Below are 23,253 nucleotides of genomic sequence, written 5' to 3'. Positions count from 1 at the left end.
ATTACTAATGAAAAATCTTGGCTTTATCGCCGGCCTGGTTAGCTTACTGGGCCTGATGATGTGCAGTTTGTTCATCGGTGCCGGACATGTCACCTTGGCGGATGTCTGGTCAGACTCGGATATGCGCGACATCTTTCTACTTAGCCGAGTGCCGCGAACACTGGCATTGGTTCTGGCGGGTAGTGCGATGAGTGTTGCCGGTCTGATTATGCAGATGTTGACACAAAATCGTTTTGTCGAGCCATCAATTGCGGGAACCACCCAGTCGGCCAGCCTTGGCTTGTTGTTGGTGATGGTTTTCAGCCCCTCAGCGCCAGTGATAGTCAAAATGCTGGTCGCCACAGTATTTGCGATGGGCGGCACTGCGCTGTTTATGCTGCTACTGGCACGAATGAGGATGAAATCGGCGCTCATGGTGCCGCTAACCGGCATTATGCTGGGGGCGGTATTTAGTGCAGTAACCACCTTTTTGGCGATGGAGTTCGATCTCCTGCAATCGCTAGGTAGCTGGGAATCCGGTGATTTCTCTGGTGTGCTACAGGGCCGTTATGAGCTGCTGTGGATAGTGGGCGCTCTGACGTTGATTGCCTGCCTGATCGCGGATCGCTTTACCGTTGCCGGAATGGGCCGGGACTTCTCGGTCAATGTTGGCTTGAATTATCAACGCGTTATGATGGTCGGGATGTCCATTATTGCCATCATCAGCGGTGTGGTCGTGGTGGTCATTGGTGTGCTTCCTTTCCTCGGTTTGATTGTACCCAATATTGTCAGCATGGCGATGGGGGACAATCTACGCCGAACCATACCTTGGGTGGCGCTGTGCGGCGGTGGGCTGGTGGTTTTATGCGACATTATTGGCCGGTTGATCAGTTATCCATTTGAAATACCTGCCAGCGTTATTTTAGGGGCCATTGGCGCACTGGTTTTTCTGTTATTAATTGTTGGGACGAAACGCCATGCAGGCTAGTGAGTATTCTGCAAAAGAGGGCCAGCTTCAGGTAAATAGCCGGGCGCTAAGCATTCCTGCAAAAAGGTTAGTGTTACTGAGCCTAATTGCCCTTGCCGCTATTATCATCTTCATGACGATTAATCTTAAGGGCAATATTCAGTATATTTTGGTTCACCGTGGTCTTATTTTAGCCACTATGCTGTTGGTGGCATTTGCCGCAGGTATCGCCACCATATTATTCCAAACTGTCACCAATAATCGAATCTTAACGCCGTCAGTGATGGGGCTTGAGGCGCTATTTATCCTCATTCAGACAATGTTGATATTCTTTATCGATGCCAATGGTTTCAAAGTGTTGGGTGTCACCGGTAAGTTTCTTTGTGAATCGGCATTGCTGCTGCTGTTTTCGGTATTTCTTTACCGCTGGTTACTGAGCGGGGTGGGGATCAATCTGCACAAAGTGCTGCTGGTGGGATTGGTGTGCGGCACCTTATTCCGCAGTTTATCCAACTTGATGCAGCGCCTGCTCTCGCCGGGGGAATTTGCCATCTTACAGGGGAGGCTGTTCGCTACTTTTACGCGAGCTGCCCCGGAAATTATCGCCCTGTCCACTGGGATAATTGTGATGGTGGGTATTATCGTTTGGCGCATGCGCTATTGCCTCGATATTATCGCCCTTGGCAGAAATACCGCGATTAATTTGGGTGTCGCCTATCAGAAAAAAATAACCGCGATCCTCCTCTTGGTCTCGTTATTGGTGGCTATCTCGACGGCACTTGTTGGGCCGCTGACATTTTTAGGCTTGCTGATTGCTAATCTGGCTTATCCCATTGTGGGGTCATTCCGGCATCAATATTTGCTACCGGGTGTATTTCTGCTGGGGACCATTACCTTGGTCGGTGGCCAATTGATCCTCGAACGTCTACTGAACATGTCGGGAACACTGTCGGTGGTGATTGAGTTTATTGGTGGCGCGCTATTTATTTATCTTTTAATAAAAAAGGCTCCAGTGTGATTGAAATTAATGACATTAATAAAAAATACCAGGACACAGCGGTGCTCAATAATATCAATGAGAGCATTCCTTCTGGTGGAATTACCTCAATCATTGGGCCAAATGGTGCCGGTAAGTCTACGTTATTGTCGATCATGAGCCGTTTGCTGATGCCGGATCTGGGCCGCGTACTGTTTAATGGGCTAGATGTAGCGAAAACGTCCGGGGATAAGCTTGCAACTATCCTCTCTGTTTTGCGCCAAGAGAATCACTTCACTAGCCGCCTGACAGTGTCGGATTTAGTTGGATTTGGCCGCTACCCCTATTCGAAAGGGCGACTTAACGAGAGTGACCGCCAGCATATTGATGCCGCGATGGAGTTCCTCAATCTGATGGCGCTAAAAGATCGCTACCTTGACGAGCTTTCCGGCGGGCAGCGGCAACGGGCATATGTCGCCATGGTGCTTTGCCAGGATACAAAATATATCTTGCTGGATGAGCCATTAAATAATCTTGATATGAAGCATTGCGTGGCGATGATGAAGCAATTGCGGCGTGCTGCCGATGAGCTGCACAAAACCATCATACTGGTTATCCATGATATCAATTTCGCCTCAGCTTACTCCGACCATATGATCGCCATGAAAAACGGTGAGGTAATATATCGGGGCGCGCCTGAAGAGATGATGAAACCTGATATTCTGGAGGAGATTTTCGATATAAAAGTCAGCATAGAAAAAGTGCAAGAGCAGCATATTGCGGTGTATTACCGCTGAGTCATTAATAACCTAATTTATAGCTCGGTGACTGGCGGGGCGACTGCACCGATGGGCGCTCCGGCGGCTCACGCCGTTACGACCCATTCGGCACATTTCCCCGTTAATCAACTTTGTCCACAGTCTGAAGGCTTGAGTATTCTCTACTTAAGCCTTTTTGCTCTATTTGTGGCAAATAGATCCGCGGCAAATAAGCATCGCGTTATATTGCGGCGTACTCTCCGGTGCCTTCCGGCCACGGCGTTAGTAAGTCATATCCGGACTCGGTAACGGCAATAGTGTGCTCCCATTGTGCCGACAGAGAGCGGTCTTTGGTGACCACAGTCCAGCCATCAGACAGTACGCTGGTTGCGGCTTTGCCGGCATTAATCATCGGTTCAATGGTAAAAATCATGCCCGGTTTGAGGATCATGCCAGTCCCTGCAATCCCATAGTGCAGCACTTGTGGTGCCGTATGATACTCCTGACCCACGCCGTGACCACAATACTCCCTGACGACAGAGAAGCCCGCCCCCTCTGCGACATGCTGAATGGCAGCCCCAATATCACCGAGCGTCGCTCCTGGGCGCACAACTTTAATACCCTCGACCATAGATAAATAGGTGATATCAACCAGACGTTTGGCCCTGACTGATGGCTCACCGACAAAATACATTCTGCTGGTATCGCCATACCAACCCTCTTTAATAATGGCCACATCAATATTCACAATATCGCCATTCTTGAGTTTTTTATCTGAGGGAATGCCGTGACAGACCACATGATTGACGGAGGTGCAAACAGTATGAGCATAACCGTGATAACCAATGTTGGCGGGAGTGACCTTCAGCTCATTAATAATGTAATCGTGGCACAAGCGATCAATTTCATCCGTCGTAACGCCAGCAAGAACATAAGGGGTGATTATTTCTAATACCTTAGCCGCTGCGTGACCTGCGGCGCGGGCCATTTCAATCTCAGCGGCTGAGTGGATTTTTACTGCTGTCATTGTACTTCCTCTGCTTTATTCAGAAGAGCTTCATTTTGAATCATTCTGGTAATGTCAGCTCCCCCTTGTAATTCTGCCTGAACCAGTGCCCGGGCAAGCTCATGATGAGTCAATTGGGGATAAAGCTCAGCCAGCATCCCCATCTTGAGCCAGTGCTCAGCCTGTGAATTGATTGAGCGACTCATCGCATTACTGGCGATACGCAGGTTTTCATGCATCAAATCGGAGATTTTTACGATACCCATAACCATAAAATGCCTATACGAAACATACATGGAACATATATTGCCACAAGTGCGGGTAAAATACATCTCTCAAAGCATTCAAAATGAGATACCCAAAGCACGCATTAATATTAAATTAAATCTGCATACCGTCGGGGATTAAAAGAGAATAGAACTACATCATAAAGCCGTATCAAAACTAAAATGTATTTAATATTGTTCTTAGTTAAATTATAAGTATTTTATGGTGTAATTATTTTCAATTTGAAACTATTAACTTAATAGGGTGCTGTGTTAATCATCCCATCCTGACTCTGTTTTTTGTTATTGAATTTTACTATATTAATATGGTTCTCATTCAGGTGGTCGCACTCCATAACATGCCTTAAACTTTTCAATGATGAAGTAAATATTCAAAAATATAATTATTTGCGTTGGTATCTTTTGTTTTTTTAACTTATTTACTTACTCATTTGTTTTACTGATTTCTTTAAATTAAATGATATTTTATTGTTATAAATCAATATGGCTGTGGTTGTTTGGTTTTTCAGGGATATTTGGGCTATTGAGGAGAGGAGGATCTCATTATTTTTTATTGACGATAAAAATAAATTGTAAATGGCGTTTTTGTAGGCATAATTCTCGAAAATAATTTTATATCTTACATTCCATATATATTTGGGAAAGGAATTCCTTGTGTCTCGCATCTGCAATTCTATATTAATAGCCACTGTTCTATTGCTGGCGAGTGCTATTCCCTACGCCAGTTATGGCGCGGAATCCCCCCCGTTGAGCAAAGTATTCATCAACAAACCCGGCAACGAGCACTGGAAGAGCGCCTGGCACCCTCAACGCCAGATGTGCGCTTATCGGCCCCTGCGCCCTCTTTGGGGCGTATCTCCTTCCCCGCAGAAAAACCCTGCTTTGTTATTGAGCGCGTAAAAATCAGTGGCGCAGAGCCGCTCCCCCGCTGGTTGCCACTGCAACGCCTCGCCAGTCAGGCGCAAGGGCAGTGTCTGGGGGGGCAGGGCATTAATCTGCTGATGAGCCAGTTGCAAAACCGCCTGATCGATCACGGCTATGTCACCAGCCGAGTGTTGGCCCCGCAGCAGGACTTGAACAGCGGCACACTGGTGCTACAAGTGGTGCCCGGCACAATACGCCATGTGGCGCTGACCCCCGACAGTGACCGCCATGTCACGCTGTTCAGCGCCTTCCCCGCCCGCCCCGGTAACCTGTTGGATCTACGTGATATTGAGCAGGGGCTGGAGAATCTCCAGCGCGTGCCGACAGTGCAGACCAGCATGGAGTTGATCCCCGGCGATGCCCCCGGCGAGACCGATATTGCCCTGAGCTGGCAGCAGAGCAAAATGTGGCGGCTGGCGGCCTCACTGGATGACTCCGGCACCCGCAGCACCGGCCGCTATCAAGGCGGCGCAACCCTGTTTCTGGATAACCCGCTCTCCCTGAGTGACCTGTTTTATCTCTCTGCTGGCGGCTCAATCAAAAACCGTGGCGAAAAAGGCACCAACAACCTGACGGGCCACTACTCGCTGCCGTTCGGTTACTGGACCGTCGGCATGACCGCCAGCAGTTATGACTATCACCAGACAGTGGCGGGCCTCAATGGTGACTACCACTACAGTGGCGAAAGTGAAAATGTGACGCTGCAACTCAGCCGCCTGCTACACCGCAATGCCAGCCAAAAAACCACTTTTACTTACGATGTGCTGACCCGCGCGTCGAAAAACTACATCAATGATACCGAAGTGGAAGTGCAGCGCCGCCGCACCTCAGCCTGGCGTGTCGGGCTGCAACATCGCCACTTTATCTCGCAGGCCACGCTGGACGCGGGTATCAGTTATCAGCGCGGCACCCGCTGGTTCGGTGCCATGCCCGCGCAGGAAGAGTATGTCGGCGACGCCACTGCCCTGAGCAAAATCCTGCGGCTGAATGCGCAGCTGGATATTCCTTTCACCATCCAAAAACAGAACTTCCATTACAACCTGCAATATCAGCGCCAAAGCAGCAGCACGCCGCTGACGCCACAGGATCAATTCAGTATCGGTGGCCGCTGGTCAGTGCGCGGTTTTGATGACGAACGCACGCTGAATGCTGATCGTGGCTGGACGGTGCGCAATGATCTCGGCTGGTACACGCCACTGCCGGGGCATGAGCTGTATGTCGGCATGGATTACGGCGAAGTCGGCGGTCGCAGTGACCCTTATCTGCTCGGTCACCATCTGGCCGGTGGTGTGGTCGGGGTGCGCGGCAGTGTACTGAAGACCCGCTATGACCTGTTTGCTGGCCGCCCCTTCTCTAAACCCGATGGTTTCAAAACTGACGACGTGACGATGGGCTTTAGCCTGAACTGGCAGTACTGATGTGTCCGATCCCCCCATTCATCAAGGATGAACCATGAATAAGAACCTGTATCGTATCGTGTTCAACAAGGCGCGTGGGCTGTTGATGGTGGTGGCGGATATCGCCGCGTCCGGTCGGGCCGCCTCGTCGCCCTCGTCAGGTGTTGGTCATACTCAGCACCGCTGTGTCACTGCTTTATCGCGGCTGAGCTTTAGCCTGCTACTGGCACTGGGCTGCGTCTCGTTATCCGCTCAGGCCAATATTGTTGCCGACGGCAGTGCGCCGGGTAATCAACAGCCGACCATTATCAGCAGCGCCAACGGCACCCCACAGGTCAATATTCAGGCACCGAGCAGCGGCGGGGTGTCGCGCAACGTTTACAGCCAGTTTGATGTCGATAATCGCGGCGTGATCCTCAATAACGGCCAGGGGGTTAACCAGACCCAACTCGGCGGTTTTATCAATGGCAACCCGTCGCTGGCGCGGGGTGAGGCCAGTATTATCCTCAATGAAGTCAACAGCCGTGACCCCAGCAAGCTCAATGGCTATATCGAAGTGGCCGGACGCAAAGCGCAGGTGGTTATCGCCAATCCGGCGGGCATTACCTGTGAGGGCTGCGGCTTTATCAACGCCAACCGCGCCACCCTGACCACCGGTCAGGTACTGCTCAATAACGGCCAGCTCACCGGTTACGATGTGGATCGCGGTGAAATCATCATTCAGGGCAAAGGGCTGGACAGCAGCCGTCAGGATCATACCGACCTGATTGCCCGCTCGGTCAAAGTCAATGCCGGCATCTGGGCCAGTGATCTGAAAGTCACCGCCGGGCGCAATCAGGTGGATGCCGCGCACCAAAATATTAGCGCCAAAGCCGCCGATGGCAGCCCGCGCCCCACTGTGGCGGTGGATGTCGCCAATTTGGGTGGCATGTACGCCGATAAAATCCGCCTGATTGGCACTGAAAGCGGTGTTGGCGTGCGCAATGCCGGTGAGATAGGCGCGTCAGCCGGTGATATCACTATCACGGCGGATGGCATGCTGGTAAACAGCGGCCAGATTAACAGTGCTCAACATCTGGCAGTGAATACCGCCGTCGGCATAGAGAACGCGGGTGTGCTCTATGCGCAGGGCAATACCCAGCTCACCACCGCCGGTAAGCTCAGTAACAGCGGCACTATCGCGGCGGCGGGTGATACCTCACTGCGCGCGGCGGAGGTGAACAGCAGCCGCGACTCGGTACTGGGGGCGGGCGTCAAGTCCGACAACAGCACCATCACCAGTGGCACATTGCGTATCGACGCCAGCGGTAAGCTTACCGCGCAGGGGAAAAATGTGAGCGGCACGGCGCAGCTATTGAATGCGCACAGCATCGATCTGAGCGGCAGCCAAACTGAGAGCCGTGATCTCACACTCAGCGCGCAAGGCGGGCCAATTGATCTCAGCGGAGCCAAATTATCCGCCAGTCAGCGCCTGTCTGCCGCGACCGCTTCTCTGCTACGCACAGATAATGCCCGCCTGATTGGCGAGAAAATCACCCTCGACGCGCAATCGCTCTCCAATGTCGGCGGCGTGATAGCCCAAACCGGAACTACAGATTTAAATCTGAATCTGCCGGGTTATATTGATAACCGGGATGGCAAAATCCTCTCTAGCGGCACACTCGCGTTGCAAGCCGAGAGCTTGAACAGCAGCGGCAACAGCTTGCTGGGCGCAGGTGTGCAGAGCGATGGCAAGCTGGCCCAGAGTGGGGAGCTTAATGTCGCCACCCGTCAGGCATTGATTGCTCAAGGGCAAAATGTGGCCGCAGGTGCCATGGCATTAACAGGCAGCCGGGTTGATCTGACCGGTAGCCAGACTCAAGCTAGCAATATCACCATCACTGCCCGTGACGGCGATGTTTCTACTCAAGACGCGACCGTGATGACACCCGGAACTCTTGCGATCACCGCCGCAGCAGACCCGAAACAAACACTGAATAACAGCGGCGGTAAATTACATGCGGATAATATCCAGCTCAATCTCGCCAGGCTGGATAGCAGCAAAGGGGAAATAGCGGCCGCCACCGACATGTGGATTCGGCTGCAAAGTGATTTTACTCACCAAGCTGGCGCACGTTTAACGGCGGGGCGTGATCTGCACTTTAACACCAGTGGAGCACTGATTAACCAGTATAAACTGGAAGCCGGGCGAGATATGCAACTCACGGCGCTCAGTATCAGCAACAGCAATGCCGATAACAGCAGCGCCCTACTGGCCGGTCGGGATTTGTCATTGAACACCGATAGCCTGTTTAACAGCGGAACTCTTTATGCAACCGGAGTTGGGCAATTTACTGTTAACGGAAATGCCGAAAATCTGGGTGAGATCTACACCGAACAACAATTGACTTTAGTCTCTGCTGGCAATCTGGATAATCGCGGTGTGGTACAAACTCGCGGGAATATGCAGTTATCCACACAGGGCTATCTCAACAATAGCGGTACCCTGTACGGTGCGGGTGATCACATGGGGCTATCTGTCACCGGTAACCTGACCAATAAGGGCAGCCTGTATGCCGCCAAGGGGTACTTACACCTGTTAACTGAGGGCAATCTGGATAACAGCGGCAGCCTCTATGGCGCGGGGAACAGTGAGCTAACCGTGCAGGGTAATGCGGTTAACTCCGGCTCCGTTTATACCGCAGGCGCACTACAGTGGCAGTCTGGCGCAAGTGTACATAACAGCGGTTCCATTGCCGCACTTGGCAACCTCCAACTGAGTGCTAGCGACTTACTCAGCAGCACTCCGTCCCTGATAGCGGCGGGTTTGACAGCAGACGGTAGCCACGCCAACAGCGGTGATTTAACTATCACGACTGAACACGACTTGATTGCTCAAGGGCAAAATATCGCCGCAGGAACATTGGCGCTGTCAGGTAGCCAACTTGATTTAACTGGCAGCCAGACTCAGGCTAATGCAATCACCCTGGCGGCCAAATCGGCAGATATCACCTTAACTGAAGCGGTGGTTAAAGCGGCGACGCAGCTGTCGGCCAACACCAGCACATTGCTGCGCACCGATAAGGCTCACCTGATTGCCGAACAGATAACCCTCGCCGCGCAATCACTCTCCAATCTTGGCGGTGTGATAGCGCAAACCGGAGCGACAGATTTCAATCTGAATCTGCCGGGCTATCTGGATAACCGCGGTGGCACCCTGCTCTCTAAAGGCAATGTGGCGGTCAATGCACAGCGCCTTGATAGCAACAGCACCAGCCTATTGGCTGCTGGGGTGCAGAGTGATGGTCGCCTGACAGATGCCGGTGATCTGGCGGTAACCACCGGTCAGGACTTAATCGCGCAAGGGCAAACCCTCGCCGCGGGGGCTATGACGTTAACCGGTAGCCGGGTTAGTCTTGCCGATAGCCACACGCAAGCCCGTGAGATGAATATTATCGCCAACAGTGGTGATGTCAGCACGCAGCGCGCCAACATCATCTCCCTTGGCTCACTGACCATCAGCGCGGGCGCTAATGCAGGTCAAACCCTCAATAACCAAGGTGGTGCGCTGGCGGCGAATAACATCTCATTGAATCTTGGTCAGTTTGATGGCGGCGCAGGTAAAGTTACCGCCAGTCAGGATCTGACCATTGGTTTACTGAGTGATTTCAATAATCTGGCCGGCTCTACACTCAAGGCTGGTCGAGATTTAACCTTTACCACTCATGGTGCCTTAACCAATGATGGGCAGTTGTTGGCAGGCCGAAAACTCAGTACCGACTCCACCACTTTGTTCAACCGCGGCAGCATTATTGGCGCAGAAGCCACACTTAAAGCGCGGGAGCGCATCACCAACTCTGGCCCTAACGCCCTGATCGGGGCCACCGATGAGAACGGCACCTTAGCCTTACTGGCGCCAGTGATTGAAAACAGTGATACCGCCACCAACACAGACAGCGCCCCGAGCACCACCATTTTAGGGATGGGTAAGGTCATTCTGGCGGGCGGGCAAGATAATGGCGGAAATTACCAAACGGCGGCTCAGGTGCTCAATATTTCCGGTCTGATTGAATCTGGCAAAGATCTGCTGGTTTACGCCACGACACTGACCAATCGCCGCCATATTCTCACCGCCAATAGCAATTTCGTTGCGGCTGGAACGGAGAGTGGAACAGCTTACTGGACAGCAGCAAACCCCGACATCCCCGGCGGGCGCTATGCTGAACCACCCCATGGCGGCTCCATGAACAGCGACTATATTGGCACAAACTATACGTCGACTATTGCCAAAAACAGCATCGATAAAATCAGCCCTGAAGCGCAACTGTTAGCGGGAGGAAGCTTAACGCCTCATGTTGGTACACTGGAAAATTACTGGAGTAAAATCAGTGCGCAAGGCGAGATTGACCTCTCGAGTGTCACCCTAAACCAAGATGGTTGGGGGAGTGCACAACGGCTGATCGAAAGAACCACCTCCACCGGTGAGTGGCGCTACCGCACCTACAAAGGCAATTTGTGGGGCACCGGTTGGGGGCCAGAGGTAAGGGAGCACGCGACCAACCAATACGCCTCCACTCTTACGGCGAAAACCATTAGTGGCAGTGGGGCGACTATTCACAATGGGGCAAACTCCGGCGCAACCACCCCACCGGGTGATCGCGACAATACCGGCAAAGAGATTGCTGTCGAGTTTGACGGTATTTCGCTAACACTTCCCAGCGGTGGGCTGTATCAACTCAATACAGACAAAGGCCACTACGCGCCAAGCCCGGAAGGTGACCTCTCGCTTGGCAGTATCAATAACCCGTCGCCCCTTGATCCCAACTTGGGCGGCACCAACCTTGCTACCCCTGGTCGTGCAGTGAGTGGTGGCTACCTCATAGAGACCAACCCTGCGTTTGCCAACCTAAATAACTGGCGCGGCTCGGACTACGTGCTCCAGCAGCTGAATAACGACCCTTCAGTGATCCACAAACGTCTGGGGGACAATATTTATGAGCAGCGTCTGGTGCGGGATCAGGTGCTGGCGTTGACCGGGCAAACCGTCGCCACTGGCTACAGTGATGCGCAGGCGCAGTTCGAGCAACTCTTTGCGGCGGGCCTCGAGTACAGTAAGGCGTTCAATCTTGCCCTCGGCACTCACCTCAGTGCTGAGCAGATGGCGGCATTAACCGGCAATATTGTGCTGATGGAGACCCGTGAAGTGGCCGGGCAAACCGTGCTGGTGCCGGTGGTCTATCTGGCGGGGGTGAAACCGGGTGACCTACAGGCCAACGGCGCGTTGATTGCCGCCAATAATATCGAATTGACTGATATGCAGGGGTTAACCAATCAGGGGGCGATTAAAGCCACCAATAACCTGCAAATCAGCATGGCCAAAGATATCACTCTGACCAGCAATGGCGGCCTGCTTCAGGCGGGCGGCAATATGCAACTCAGCACACTGAACAGTGATATTGATCTGACCGGCGCGCGGCTAAATGCCACCAATCTGCAACTGGATAGCGGCCGTGATCTGATACTGCGCACTGATAGTGAACAACTCAGCAGCAATGGCGCAGTGCTGCGCAATCAAACCATCCTCGGGCCGCTGGCGAGTATTAATGTCACCAATAATGCGGTGATCAACAGTGATCGTGACTTTATCATGCAAGGCGCGGGCCTCAATGTCGGCAAGGATCTTCAGGTCAATACTGGTGGCGACTGGCTGCTGAATACCGTACAGACCCGCGACCAGATCAGTGCAAATTATGGTTATGGCCACGCCAGCAGTGAACATATTCGCCATCTGGGTAGTGAGGTGAATGTCGGCGGTGCGCTGACCGCCAAGGTTGATAATCTGACCGCCGTGGGGGCCAACATCAATGCCGGCACTATTGATGTGCAGGCGCAGAATATTAACCTCAGCGCGGCGACCGACAGCCTACAGGTCACCGGTAAAGCCACCACTAAGCGCCATAGCGACTCAGTGGATCTCTATGATGAAACCCTGCTGGGTAGCCAGTTAAATGCGAAGGGCGATATCAATTTACAGGCGGCAAAAGATATCACCCTCAGCGCCAGCGCGATACAAACTGACGGCGCGCTGAAGCTGGCGGCGGGCGGCGATGTCACCTTGACTACACAGACCGAACAGCATGATGAACTGCGCATTCATACCGGTAAGCACAAAGGTCTGGCTTCCAGCTCCACCACGCACACCGAAGACAGCCGGAGCCAGACACTGGCGGTCGGCTCGATGCTCTCGGCGGGTTCGCTTGATATCAGCGGCAAAAATATTGCGGTCAGCGGCAGCAATGTGGTGGCCGACAATGATGTTAGCCTGCGGGCGAAAGAGAACCTCACCATCGGCACCGCGCAACAGCGCGAGAGCGAATCTCACCTGTATGAGAAGAAAAAATCCGGCCTGATGAGCACCGGCGGCATTGGTGTTACGGTGGGCAGTAACCGTCAAAAAACCACCGATCAGGCGCAAACCCTAACGAATATCGGCAGCACGGTGGGCAGTCTGGGGGGCAATGTCACTCTTGAGGCCGGCGATCAGTTAACCCTCCACGGCAGCGAGGTGATCGCGGGCAAAGACATCGCCCTGAAAGGTGCGGATGTGGCGATCATCGCCGCAGAGAACAGTCTGTCACAACAGCACACCACCGAGAGCAAACAGAGCGGATTAACGGTGGCGCTGTCCGGCCCGGTCGGCAGTGCCGTCAACAGTGCGGTCACCACTGCGCAGCAAGTCACCAAAGAGACCGACGGGCGACTGGCCGCCTTGCAGGGCACCAAAGCAGCGCTATCGGGGGTGCAGGCAGTACAAGCAGGCCAACTGGTGCAGGCGCAAGGGGGCGATACTGCCAGCATGTTCGGCGTCAGTGCCTCATTAGGCTCACAAAAATCGGCCTCGCAGCAACATCAGGAACAGACCAGTGTCAGCGGATCGACAGTGACGGCGGGTAACAACCTGAGCGTGACGGCCACCGGTGAGGGGAACTCGGCGAACAGCGGCGATATTGTGGTGCAAGGCAGCCAGCTTAAAGCCGGCGGCGACACCACCCTGGATGCCGCACGAGATTTACTGCTACTCGGTGCCGCCAATACCCAGAAAACCGACGGCAGCAACAGCAGCAGCGGCGGCAACATTGGCGTCAGTCTGGGGTTCGGCAGCTCCGGCGGTGGCCTGAGCATCTTTGCCAACGCCAACAAGGGGCAGGGAAAAGAGCACGGCGACGGCACCTTCTGGAGTGAAACCCAGCTCGACAGTGGCGGCACGCTGTCGCTCAGCAGCGGGCGTGATACTTCGCTGATAGGCGCGCAAGCCAGCGGTGAAACCGTCAAGGTGGATGTCGGCCGTGACCTGTTACTGCAAAGCCAGCAGGACAGCGATAATTATGATGCGAAGCAGACCAGCACCAGCGGCGGTGTCAGCATGGCGGTGGTCGGCGGCGGTGGCTCTGCCAACCTGAGCATGAGTCGCGACAAACTGCACAGCAATTATGACTCGGTGCAGGAGCAGAGCGGTATCTACGCCGGTAAAGGTGGCTTTGATATCACCGTCGGCGAGCATACCCAGCTTGATGGCGCGGTGATTGCCAGCACCGCAGACAAGAGTAAAAACAGCCTCGACACCGGCACATTGGGCTTCAGTAATATTGAAAATAAAGCCGATTTCAAGGCCGAGCATCAGGGTGGCAGCCTGAGTTCAGGCGGCCCGGTGGGGTCTGACCTGCTGAGCAATCTGGGCAGTGTGGCGCTGTCAGGGCTGGGAGGGAGCGGTCATGCGGAAGGCACCACTCAGGCGGCGGTATCTGAGGGCAACATCACCATCCGTGATACCGATAAACAGCAGCAGAGTGTTGATGAGCTGAGCCGCGACACTGACAATGCTAACGGCAGCATCGGGCCGATATTTGATAAAGAGAAAGAGCAAAATCGGCTGAAGGCGGCGCAGCTGATAGGAGAAATTGGTGCGCAGGCGATGGATATTGCGCGCACACAGGGCGCGATAGTGGCGACCAAGGCGGCGAAAAAGCAACAGAACGACCCGGATGCACAGGCGGCGGCGAAAGCGAAACTGGAGAGAGAAGGCAAGCCGGTAACAGCAGACGCCATCCGGAAACAGGCGTATGACACGGCATACAATCAGGCGCTGAATGATTCCGGGTTCGGAACAGGAGGCTCGGTACAACGCGCCTTACAGGCAGCGACGGCGGCGGTACAGGGGCTGTCTGGCGGCAATATGGCGGCGGCACTGGCGGGGGGTGCTGCACCGTATATCACTAAACTTATCGCCGATACCCTGCCTGATGATCCGGTATCGCGCACACTGGCACATGCGGCGGTTAATGCCGCACTGGCAGCGGCACAGGGTAATAACGCGCTGGTTGGTGCGGGTGGCGCGGTGACAGGCGAACTGATAGGCATGATTGCAATAAATGCTTACGGCAAGCCGGTTAGCGAATTGAGCGAAACGGAAAAACAAACGGTCTCGGCGCTGGCGACACTGGCGGCAGGATTGGCGGGTGGATTGATTGGTGACAGTACAGCGGATACAGTAGCAGGGGCGCAGACCGGTAAAACGGTGGTGGAGAATAACTCCCTGAGTGGAGATCAAGCCCGTGAGTCTGTTAAGCAGGTTACGAGCAACCTGAAAGATCAGGTAAGAGACAAACTGGGTGAAGGCACACTCTCCGCTATCGTTAACAGTATAATTAATGCGACGGCTGACACAGGTGATGCGATATTAGGCGGAGCAGATTACGGCGCTGATGCAGCGATGGCGCTCACCTCATGTGCCATGGGAGACAGTTACTGCACTCAGGCATTAAACGATCTGGCGGGTAAAAATCAGGCTGCGGCAGATACGCTGAAAGCCCTGATGAAGAGTGAAACCTGGTCAGCGGTTGCAGGACAGGTGAAAGAAGCGGCTCAAGGTAACCAGCTTGCTCTTGAAGCAACAGGCGGAATGCTGGCAGGCCTTTTCCTGCCGGGTAAGAAATTGCCTGATGTTGGCGCTGTAATTGCCTCTGATAGCATCGTTTTCAGCACCAAACAGTTAGATAAAAAATTCAAACATGCAGTTGATTTTGATGTTGTTACCACAAAGAAAAACTCTGAAACACTTAAGCAGTATGAGACTGCAATTAAAAATCATATGGATGATACTACTACCTTTGAAAAGGGTACTTATGGTTTTGTGAAAGACTCTAAAGTATTTTTTAACCCTACTACAAATAACGCAGTTATTATTGATAAAACAGGTGAATTTATTACAGGTTTTAAAGTCATTCCTGGGACACCACAATATGATAACTTTATGAAAAATGGGGTTTTAAGATGAATTACTTACTTTTGGACTTTGCTAGATCTTTTGTTGCTGAAAGATTGTCAGCAACAGTATTTTCAGAAGCATATATAGAGCTTTGGCGTATAGAAAGAGATAACAAAAATATACTTAACTATGATGCGAAGATAAGTGAGTGTTTATCAAGTATATTTTGTCTGGCTGATATGTATAACCCAGATGAAGATCGTGAGGAGTATGAGTTTAATGATGATCAGCTACGAGATGAAATAAATAAACTCATAGTTAATTATATTTGATAGTAATAAATATCTCCCGGCATAGCCGGGGTTTTTTCATATGCGCCTATAAGGCTTTGTTACCTGCCGCGCCCTAACAGGCGCATAGCAATCTGACAATTGAAATCCCGCCCTTCACGGCGGGATTTTTACACCTAAGCCTCAAATCCTCCAACTCCCAACCGTTGCAACCGAATAACACCGGGAGCAGCGGTCACCTCCAGTTGTTCGGCATCAGTGATACTGCCAGCATGTTTGGCGTCAGCGCCTCATTAGGCTCACAAAAATCGGCCTCGCAGCAACATCAGGAACAGACCAGTGTCAGCGGCTCGACAGTGACGGCGGGCAACAACCTGACCATCAATGCGACCGGACAGGGCGGCGCGGCGAGCAGCGGCGATATCCTGATTGCGGGCAGCCAGCTTAAAGCTGGCGGCGATACCACCCTGGATGCCGCACGCGATTTACTGCTACTGGGTGCCGCCAATACCCAAAAAACCGACGGCAGCAACAGCAGCAGCGGCGGCAACATTGGCGTCAGTCTGGGGTTCGGCAGCTCCGGCGGTGGCCTGAGCATCTTTGCCAATGCCAACAAGGGGCAGGGAAAAGAGCACGGCGACGGCACCTTCTGGAGTGAAACTCAGCTCGACAGTGGCGGCACACTGTCGCTCAGCAGCGGGCGTGATACGGCGCTGATTGGCGCGCAGGCGAGCGGGGAAACCGTCAAGGTGGATGTCGGCCGCGACCTGCTGCTGCAAAGCCAGCAGGACAGCGATAATTATGACTCGAAACAGAGCAGTATCAGCGGCGGCGTCAGTGTCGCGGTGGTGGGCAGTGGCGGCTCTGCCAACCTGAGCATGAGTCGCGACAAACTGCACAGCAATTATGACTCGGTGCAGGAGCAGAGTGGTATCTACGCCGGTAAAGGTGGCTTTGATATCACCGTCGGCGAGCATACCCAGCTTGATGGCGCGGTGATTGCCAGCACCGCAGACAAGAGTAAAAACAGCCTCGACACCGGCACATTGGGCTTCAGTAATATTGAAAATAAAGCCGATTTCAAGGCCGAGCATCAGGGCGGCAGCCTGAGTTCAGGCGGCCCGGTGGGGTCTGACCTGCTGAGCAATCTGGGCAGTGTAGCGCTGTCAGGACTGGGAGGGAGCGGTCATGCGGAAGGCACCACTCAGGCGGCGGTATCTGAGGGCAACATCACCATCCGTGATACCGATAAACAGCAGCAGAGTGTCGATGACCTGAGCCGGGATACCGACAACGCCAATGGCAGCATCGGGCCAATATTTGATAAAGAGAAAGAGCAAAACCGGCTGAAGGCGGCGCAGCTGATAGGAGAAATTGGTGCGCAGGCGATGGATATTGCGCGCACGCAGGGGGATATCCTCGGGCTTGAGGAGGCTTTGAAACGCCATCCTGAGTTGAAAGGCGATGCGGAAGCCTTGCGTGAGACAAAAGAATACAAAGCCGAAATGCAGAAATACGGCACCGGTAGCGCACTGCAACAAGGGCTTCAGGCCGCGACAGCAGCCATACAGGGCTTGGCCGGAGGAAATATGGCGCAGGCACTGGCGGGAGCCTCAGCACCGTATCTTGCTGAAGTGATTAAGAAAAGCACCGGAGATAATCAGGCAGCCAACGCCATGGCGCACGCCGTATTGGGTGCAGTCACCGCCTATGCCAGTGGCAACAGTGCGCTGGCGGGTGCGGCTGGCGCGGTCACTGCCGAGTTAATGGCCCCGACGATTATCGCGGCAATGGGCTGGGACAAGGATAATCTCTCCGAAGATCAGAAGCAGACGGTCAGCGCGTTGGCGACACTGGCGGCCGGACTGGCCGGTGGCTTGACCGGTGATAGTACCGCTGATACGGTTGCCGGTGCACAGACAGGGAAGAATGCGGTGGAGAATAACTATCTGAGCAATCAACAGCGCTCAGATAGTGATAAAGAGTTTAATACTTGTAAAGGTAGTGTGTCCTGCCAATTGCAAGTGGGTGCTAAATGGGATGCTATCAGTCTGGGGCAAGATACCGCCTACAGTGCAGGCATGCTGGTTGGTGTTCCTCAAGGGCTTTACGACTCAGTCGAAAGTTTATCGAAATCCATCAGTGATCCTGCTGCGACTTATGATGCAATCAAGCAACTGATAGCGAGCGATGACATCTTTAGCACCATGTCAGATGCGGTTAGGCAAAGCTACATTGATCGCATCAACCTGATGGAGTCTGAGTATCAGAAAGCTGGCGCAAGTGGTGCGTACAATGCTGGAGTTGAAGCCGGTAAACTTGTGTCTGAGCTGATTGGTACTGTTGCAGGTGGCGTTAGTGTTGCAAAAGTGGGTACAGCACTCACAGAGAAAATTGCAGCGAAAGTGGTTGGCAAAATTGACTCACCAAACCTTAAAACACCATCTGGTAACCCTAACAGTTCAAGTGCTATTACCGATGTTGAGGCAGGCGGGTATTCTTACTATGACCAATTCAAGAATGCTAATGGGGGATGGGATTGGCCTAAGAATTTGGGGTTTGAAGGTGATCCTGTCAAAACTACAATCCCAGTAGGTGCTCGTTTGGATAGATATGGAGAGCCCAATGGTTCTTTCCTTGCACCGAAAGGGACACCTTACGAACAACGTGCCCTTGCGCCGGGCGCTAAAGCTGAAAAATATTATGAGTATGAGGTAATAAAACCCTTGCCTACTATACAAGGAGAAATTGCTCCTGCTTTTGGTCAGCCAGGTGGAGGTGTCCAAATATTACCTAATATGCAAGAGCGAGTGAATGTTGACTGGCTGGTGAAAAATGGATATCTACGGGAGATAAAGTAATATGTTGCTCTCTTTTTCTGAGATACAAAAAAAAGTCAACGACCTAGGGAAGAGTGTGGGGATTCCTGAAAGTGATTTGCACATTTTCTCATCATCACCTGGTGATGGTAGGCCACATATTTCCTATGATGGTGGGTTGTACAATTATATATATGCAGAGAGAGGGGTGGAGTTTTTTAGAAAAACAACGAGTTCAAAAGATGAGCTGTTTTATTGGATTATGTCTGACTTTATTTATAAGGTTGCCTTTCAATATGAACTGGAAAATCGTGTTGAGAACAGAGATGGACGGCAAATTGCATTTAATAAAGCACTTGATCTTATGGGGAGTATTAGTGACGAGTGGAGATTAAAGGCTCAGCATGAAATTGATGATATCCTCACTAAAAATCCGTATACAGATACTCTTAAATTAAAGTAACAAAATCCCGGCCAACTGGCCGGGGTTCGTATATCTAAGCCCTGAAAACGTCCACTTCCCACCGCTGCAACCGAATAACACCAAGCGCGGCGCTGACTTCCAGTTGTTCGGCGTCATTGATACCGGACTCGGTGAGCCTATCCCCACCAATAATCAACTCGCCGTTCTCCCGTACCACCGAGTAGCCGCCCGTGACTTGCTACTACTCGGTGCCGCCAATACCCAAAAAACCGACGGCAGTAACAGCAGCAGTGGCGGCAACATTGGCGTCAGTCTGGGGTTCGGCAGCTCCGGCGGTGGCCTGAGCATCTTTGCCAACGCCAACAAGGGGCAGGGAAAAGAGCACGGCGACGGCACCTTCTGGAGTGAAACCCAGATTGACACAGGCGGCACACTGTCGATCAGCAGCGGGCGTGATACTTCGCTGATAGGCGCGCAAGCCAGCGGTGAAACCGTCAAGGTGAATGTCGGCCGTGACCTGTTACTGCAAAGCCAGCAGGACAGTGATAATTATGACTCGAAACAGAGCAGTATCAGCGGCGGCGTCAGTGTCGCGGTGGTGGGCAGTGGCGGCTCGGCCAACCTGAGCATGAGTCGCGACAAACTGCACAGCAATTATGATTCGGTGCAGGAGCAGAGCGGTATCTACGCCGGTAAAGGTGGCTTTGATATCACCGTCGGCGAGCATACCCAGCTGGATGGCGCGGTGATTGCCAGCACCGCGGACAAGAGTAAAAACAGCCTCGACACCGGCACGCTGGGCTTCAGTAATATTGAAAATAAAGCCGATTTCAAGGCCGAGCATCAGGGCGGCAGCCTGAGTTCAGGCGGCCCGGTGGGGTCTGACCTGCTGAGCAATCTGGGCAGTGTAGCGCTGTCAGGACTGGGAGGGAGCGGTCATGCGGAAGGCACCACTCAGGCGGCGGTATCTGAGGGCAACATCACCATCCGTGATACCGATAAACAGCAGCAGAGTGTCGATGACCTGAGCCGGGATACCGACAACGCCAATGGCAGCATCGGGCCAATATTTGATAAAGAGAAAGAGCAAAACCGGCTGAAGGCGGCGCAGCTGATAGGAGAAATTGGTGCGCAGGCGATGGATATTGCGCGCACGCAGGGGGATATCCTCGGGCTTGAGGAGGCTTTGAAACGCCATCCTGAGTTGAAAGGCGATGCGGAAGCCTTGCGTGAGACAAAAGAATACAAAGCCGAAATGCAGAAATACGGCACCGGTAGCGCACTGCAACAAGGGCTTCAGGCCGCGACAGCAGCCATACAGGGCTTGGCCGGAGGAAATATGGCGCAGGCACTGGCGGGAGCCTCAGCACCGTATCTTGCTGAAGTGATTAAGAAAAGCACCGGAGATAATCAGGCAGCCAACGCCATGGCGCACGCCGTATTGGGTGCAGTCACCGCCTATGCCAGTGGCAACAGTGCGCTGGCGGGTGCGGCTGGCGCGGTCACTGCCGAGTTAATGGCCCCGACGATTATCGCGGCAATGGGCTGGGACAAGGATAATCTCTCCGAAGATCAGAAGCAGACGGTCAGCGCGTTGGCGACACTGGCGGCCGGACTGGCCGGTGGCTTGACCGGTGATAGTACCGCTGATACGGTTGCCGGTGCACAGACAGGGAAGAATGCGGTGGAGAATAATGCGCTGGGTGAGATCGTTGATCAGAAAGTCTCTGGTGTATCGCAGGCCGAGAAATACCAGAATGCACAAAAGCAAATCGAAGCAGCGGTGGAGGAATTCAAAGCTCAGAATTGTGCGGGAATAAGTGCCGATGCGTGTTCAGCCAAAATGCAGGCCAATAGCGACGAATTGCTGAAAGGTGCCGCCGGTTTTGGGATAGACTTCGTTCCCATCATCGGTGATATCAAGAGCATTGCGGAAGCCCAGAGTACGCTGGATTACCTGATTGCCGTGATAGGGTTTATTCCAGGTGCAGGTGATGTCGCGGGTAAAGCGATCAAGGCAGCAGAGACAGCACTGAAAAAAGGTGATATTGCTGAAGCGTCGAAATTACTCAATAAGGCCAGCGATGAAGTTAGTAGCGCCAAGTACTTCGGCCAGGAAAGAAAATATTGGTCTGATGAACCAATACAATTTAATGGTAATAAGGTCTATCAGCGGCATGATTTGTTCGATCCTCACTATGTGGATCCAAAGTCTGGAAAAACAAATCTCCAGCTAATGGATGCAGGTAGGGCACCAATAGGTACTGATGGTAACCCTGTGAATCTCCATCATATGTTGCAACGACAAGATGGGCCAATTGCTGAAGCCACTCAATCTTTCCATAAGGAAAATCATGAAGTTATCCATATCAACGATAACAGTATTCCTTCTGGCATTAACCGTGCTGAGTTTAATAAATGGCGTTCTAACTATTGGAAGGAAAGAGCTGCAGGACTTAAGTAGGAGAACATATGAATAGTGATATCGACAAAGTAATTAATGAGTTAAAGATTTTGTCAGGTGGTGAAATTCTTAATATAGAACTACCTGACGACGCATTAATAGCGAGCTATGAAAAAAATATTGGTTTTACTTTTCCAGAAGACTATAAAAAAGCTCTAAAAGAGGTCAGCAACGTCTTCTATGGAACAGTTGAGCTATTATCGGTTACTAAAGATGGGAATTACTACGGTGAGCTTGCTCAGGCGCTACGTGATGCGAAAGAGCAGGGGCTACCAGAAGGTTGGTTACCTATCTGTGAAGATAACGGTAGTTATTATTGCCTTGTTCCTGACGGCCAAATTAGATACTGGACGACAGATGGCTATAGTGATGAGAAATGGCCGGATTTGGCAAGCTGGATTAAACAAGTCTGGATAGAAAGTAACTAAGCAGTAACCCCGGCTTTTGCCGGGGTTACTGTATCTAAGTCCTAAAAACTCCAACTCTCGCCGCTGCAACCTGATCACATCGGGAGCGGCGGTGACGTCCAGTTGTCCCGCATCGGTGATTCCGGATTCGGTCAGGTATTGGGCAATGCCAGCATGATCGCCGGTAAAAACGTCACTATTCTGGCGGCGGAAAATCAAAGCAGCCAGACCCATAGTGTCGAGCAAAAAAGTAGCGGCCTGACACTGGCACTGTCCGGTGCAGTCGGCAGCGCGATGAATACCGCGGTCACCACCGCCAAAGAGGCCAGTGAAGAGAGCAATGGCCGACTGTCTGCGCTGCAAGGTGTTAAAGCGGCACTCAGTGGTGCGCAGGCGGTACTGCACTCAGGCATTAAACGATCTGGCGGGTAAAAATCAGGCTGCGGCAGATACGCTGAAAGCCCTGATGAAGAGTGAAACCTGGTCAGCGGTTGCAGGACAGGTGAAAGAAGCGGCTCAAGGTAACCAGCTTGTTCTTGAAGCAACAGGTGGAATGTTGGCGGGTATGTTCCTGCCGGGCAAAAAAATACCTGATATTGAGGCTGCTAAGTTACCAAGCGGACCGAGTAGCTCAATAGTTCCTAGTGGGGGATTAGCTGCTCATGAAGCGGCAGGTGGACACCTAATCGATAGGCATGTTGGAAAAACAGAAGCGGAGCTATTAAATAGAGTGTCAACGGGTAATGTTAAATCAGCGTCCTCATTCACAGATAGGGCTGCTGCTGAAGCAGTCACAAGCAAGGCAATTGATAGCAATCAGGCTAAAATCGATAGTTATCTTTCTGGTAGCCAGAAAGGATATTTAGAGATTGATTATCAATCCAATGTACCGATTGGTATTAGTGTCTCTCGTGGTTCTACAAATGTCTCTTCAGTGACGAATGCTAGAATTATCATTGCGAGAGATCCTTCAATGCCAACAGGGTATAAAATTATTACTGGATATCCAACGCCATGATTATTAACGAAAAATATCCTTCTTTGTCATATCTACTAAGGTGTTACTTTAACCAGGATTTTGAGGTGCTGTTTGGTAATGCAGATGAAACATTGGCAGCTTATAAAGCTACTGAGACTGCGGAAGAGCGGTTGCAGATGAAGGCTGAAATAGATTATCTGCTGGCACTTTCTCTGCCAGATGATGAATTACAGGACATCCTGCTTAACAAAATTGATTGTAGTTATTATTACCCTAATGAATGGTCTTCATCTGAGGAGTGGTTGAAACATATATATAAACAAATGAACTGA

10 protein-coding genes and 5 pseudogenes are annotated in these 23,253 nt (G+C 52.2%); 13 read left to right on the top strand and 2 right to left on the bottom strand.

Annotated features, from left to right (window positions below; translation table 11 throughout):
• Nucleotides 1-7: 7 nt before the first annotated feature.
• From HRK25_RS02905 to HRK25_RS02895, 3 genes are read left to right on the top strand one after another with little or no spacing between them, the layout of a single operon-like run.
• Complete coding sequence (locus tag HRK25_RS02905; RefSeq protein WP_005275375.1) at nucleotides 8-967, top strand: ABC transporter permease; 960 nt, start codon at nucleotides 8-10, stop codon at nucleotides 965-967.
• Nucleotides 957-1,964: an iron chelate uptake ABC transporter family permease subunit gene (locus HRK25_RS02900; protein ID WP_049601921.1), complete on the top strand. Its 1,008-nt coding sequence runs from the start codon at nucleotides 957-959 to the stop codon at nucleotides 1,962-1,964. Before HRK25_RS02905 ends, HRK25_RS02900 begins: the two co-directional genes overlap by 11 nt.
• Nucleotides 1,961-2,719: an iron ABC transporter ATP-binding protein gene (locus HRK25_RS02895; protein WP_032898108.1), complete on the top strand. Its 759-nt coding sequence runs from the start codon at nucleotides 1,961-1,963 to the stop codon at nucleotides 2,717-2,719. The genes HRK25_RS02900 and HRK25_RS02895 overlap by 4 nt, the downstream gene beginning before the upstream one ends.
• Before the next feature lie 202 nt (nucleotides 2,720-2,921).
• On the opposite strand, the gene map is transcribed toward HRK25_RS02895, so the two are convergent.
• Nucleotides 2,922-3,707, bottom strand: coding sequence for a type I methionyl aminopeptidase (gene map / locus HRK25_RS02890; protein ID WP_032898109.1), 786 nt, complete (start codon nucleotides 3,705-3,707; stop codon nucleotides 2,922-2,924).
• The gene (locus HRK25_RS02885; protein WP_005275385.1) at nucleotides 3,704-3,952 is read right to left on the bottom strand and encodes a ParD-like family protein; all 249 of its coding nucleotides are present in this window, start codon (nucleotides 3,950-3,952) and stop codon (nucleotides 3,704-3,706) included. Before HRK25_RS02885 ends, map begins: the two co-directional genes overlap by 4 nt.
• 675 nt (nucleotides 3,953-4,627) lie before the next feature.
• Between HRK25_RS02885 and HRK25_RS02880 the strand changes: the two are divergent.
• The 10 genes and pseudogenes from HRK25_RS02880 (at nucleotide 4,628) to HRK25_RS02830 (ending at nucleotide 23,253) form a co-directional block, all read left to right on the top strand.
• Nucleotides 4,628-6,315: pseudogene (locus HRK25_RS02880) on the top strand (ShlB/FhaC/HecB family hemolysin secretion/activation protein).
• A gap of 34 nt (nucleotides 6,316-6,349) precedes the next feature.
• The gene (locus HRK25_RS02875) at nucleotides 6,350-15,607 is read left to right on the top strand and encodes a two-partner secretion domain-containing protein (protein WP_217364411.1); all 9,258 of its coding nucleotides are present in this window, start codon (nucleotides 6,350-6,352) and stop codon (nucleotides 15,605-15,607) included.
• Nucleotides 15,604-15,870 carry a colicin immunity domain-containing protein gene (locus HRK25_RS02865; RefSeq protein WP_032899259.1) on the top strand — a complete coding sequence of 89 codons (267 nt, stop codon included), beginning with the start codon at nucleotides 15,604-15,606 and terminating at the stop codon, nucleotides 15,868-15,870. Before HRK25_RS02875 ends, HRK25_RS02865 begins: the two co-directional genes overlap by 4 nt.
• A 230-nt stretch (nucleotides 15,871-16,100) precedes the next feature.
• Nucleotides 16,101-18,689 (top strand): annotated as a pseudogene (locus HRK25_RS20335) (hemagglutinin repeat-containing protein); the annotation flags it as partial.
• Nucleotide 18,690: 1 nt separating this feature from the next.
• Nucleotides 18,691-19,110: an Imm63 family immunity protein gene (locus HRK25_RS02855; RefSeq protein ID WP_032899229.1), complete on the top strand. Its 420-nt coding sequence runs from the start codon at nucleotides 18,691-18,693 to the stop codon at nucleotides 19,108-19,110.
• Between the two features lie 184 nt (nucleotides 19,111-19,294).
• Nucleotides 19,295-21,535 (top strand): annotated as a pseudogene (locus HRK25_RS02850) (HNH/ENDO VII family nuclease); the annotation flags it as partial.
• 8 nt (nucleotides 21,536-21,543) lie between these two features.
• Nucleotides 21,544-21,963 (top strand): SMI1/KNR4 family protein, encoded by a 420-nt coding sequence (locus tag HRK25_RS02845; RefSeq protein WP_005279994.1) that lies wholly within the window; start codon nucleotides 21,544-21,546, stop codon nucleotides 21,961-21,963.
• 102 nt (nucleotides 21,964-22,065) lie between these two features.
• Nucleotides 22,066-22,341 (top strand): annotated as a pseudogene (locus HRK25_RS02840) (hypothetical protein); the annotation flags it as partial.
• Nucleotides 22,340-22,960 (top strand): annotated as a pseudogene (locus tag HRK25_RS02835) (RNase A-like domain-containing protein); the annotation flags it as partial. The pseudogenes HRK25_RS02840 and HRK25_RS02835, both read left to right, overlap by 2 nt.
• Nucleotides 22,957-23,253 (top strand): contact-dependent growth inhibition system immunity protein, encoded by a 297-nt coding sequence (locus tag HRK25_RS02830; protein WP_226714023.1) that lies wholly within the window; start codon nucleotides 22,957-22,959, stop codon nucleotides 23,251-23,253. The pseudogene HRK25_RS02835 and the gene HRK25_RS02830, both read left to right, overlap by 4 nt.

This window comes from Yersinia bercovieri ATCC 43970, assembly GCF_013282745.1.
Classification (GTDB): Bacteria; Pseudomonadota; Gammaproteobacteria; order Enterobacterales; family Enterobacteriaceae; genus Yersinia; species Yersinia bercovieri.
Note: the sequence above shows the minus strand (reverse complement) of the source record. Positions and strands in the feature narration are given on the sequence as shown.

Bases quoted from the DNA above. Each gene is read 5' to 3' on its own strand.
- HRK25_RS02875 (WP_217364411.1), top strand. From the start codon at position 6,350: ATGAATAAGAACCTGTATCGTATCGTGTTCAACAAGGCGCGTGGGCTG.
- HRK25_RS02830 (WP_226714023.1), top strand. From the start codon at position 22,957: ATGATTATTAACGAAAAATATCCTTCTTTGTCATATCTACTAAGGTGT.
- map (WP_032898109.1), bottom strand. From the start codon at position 3,707: ATGACAGCAGTAAAAATCCACTCAGCCGCTGAGATTGAAATGGCCCGC.
- HRK25_RS02855 (WP_032899229.1), top strand. From the start codon at position 18,691: ATGTTGCTCTCTTTTTCTGAGATACAAAAAAAAGTCAACGACCTAGGG.
- HRK25_RS02900 (WP_049601921.1), top strand. From the start codon at position 957: ATGCAGGCTAGTGAGTATTCTGCAAAAGAGGGCCAGCTTCAGGTAAAT.
- HRK25_RS02905 (WP_005275375.1), top strand. From the start codon at position 8: ATGAAAAATCTTGGCTTTATCGCCGGCCTGGTTAGCTTACTGGGCCTG.
- HRK25_RS02885 (WP_005275385.1), bottom strand. From the start codon at position 3,952: ATGGGTATCGTAAAAATCTCCGATTTGATGCATGAAAACCTGCGTATC.
- HRK25_RS02865 (WP_032899259.1), top strand. From the start codon at position 15,604: ATGAATTACTTACTTTTGGACTTTGCTAGATCTTTTGTTGCTGAAAGA.
- HRK25_RS02845 (WP_005279994.1), top strand. From the start codon at position 21,544: ATGAATAGTGATATCGACAAAGTAATTAATGAGTTAAAGATTTTGTCA.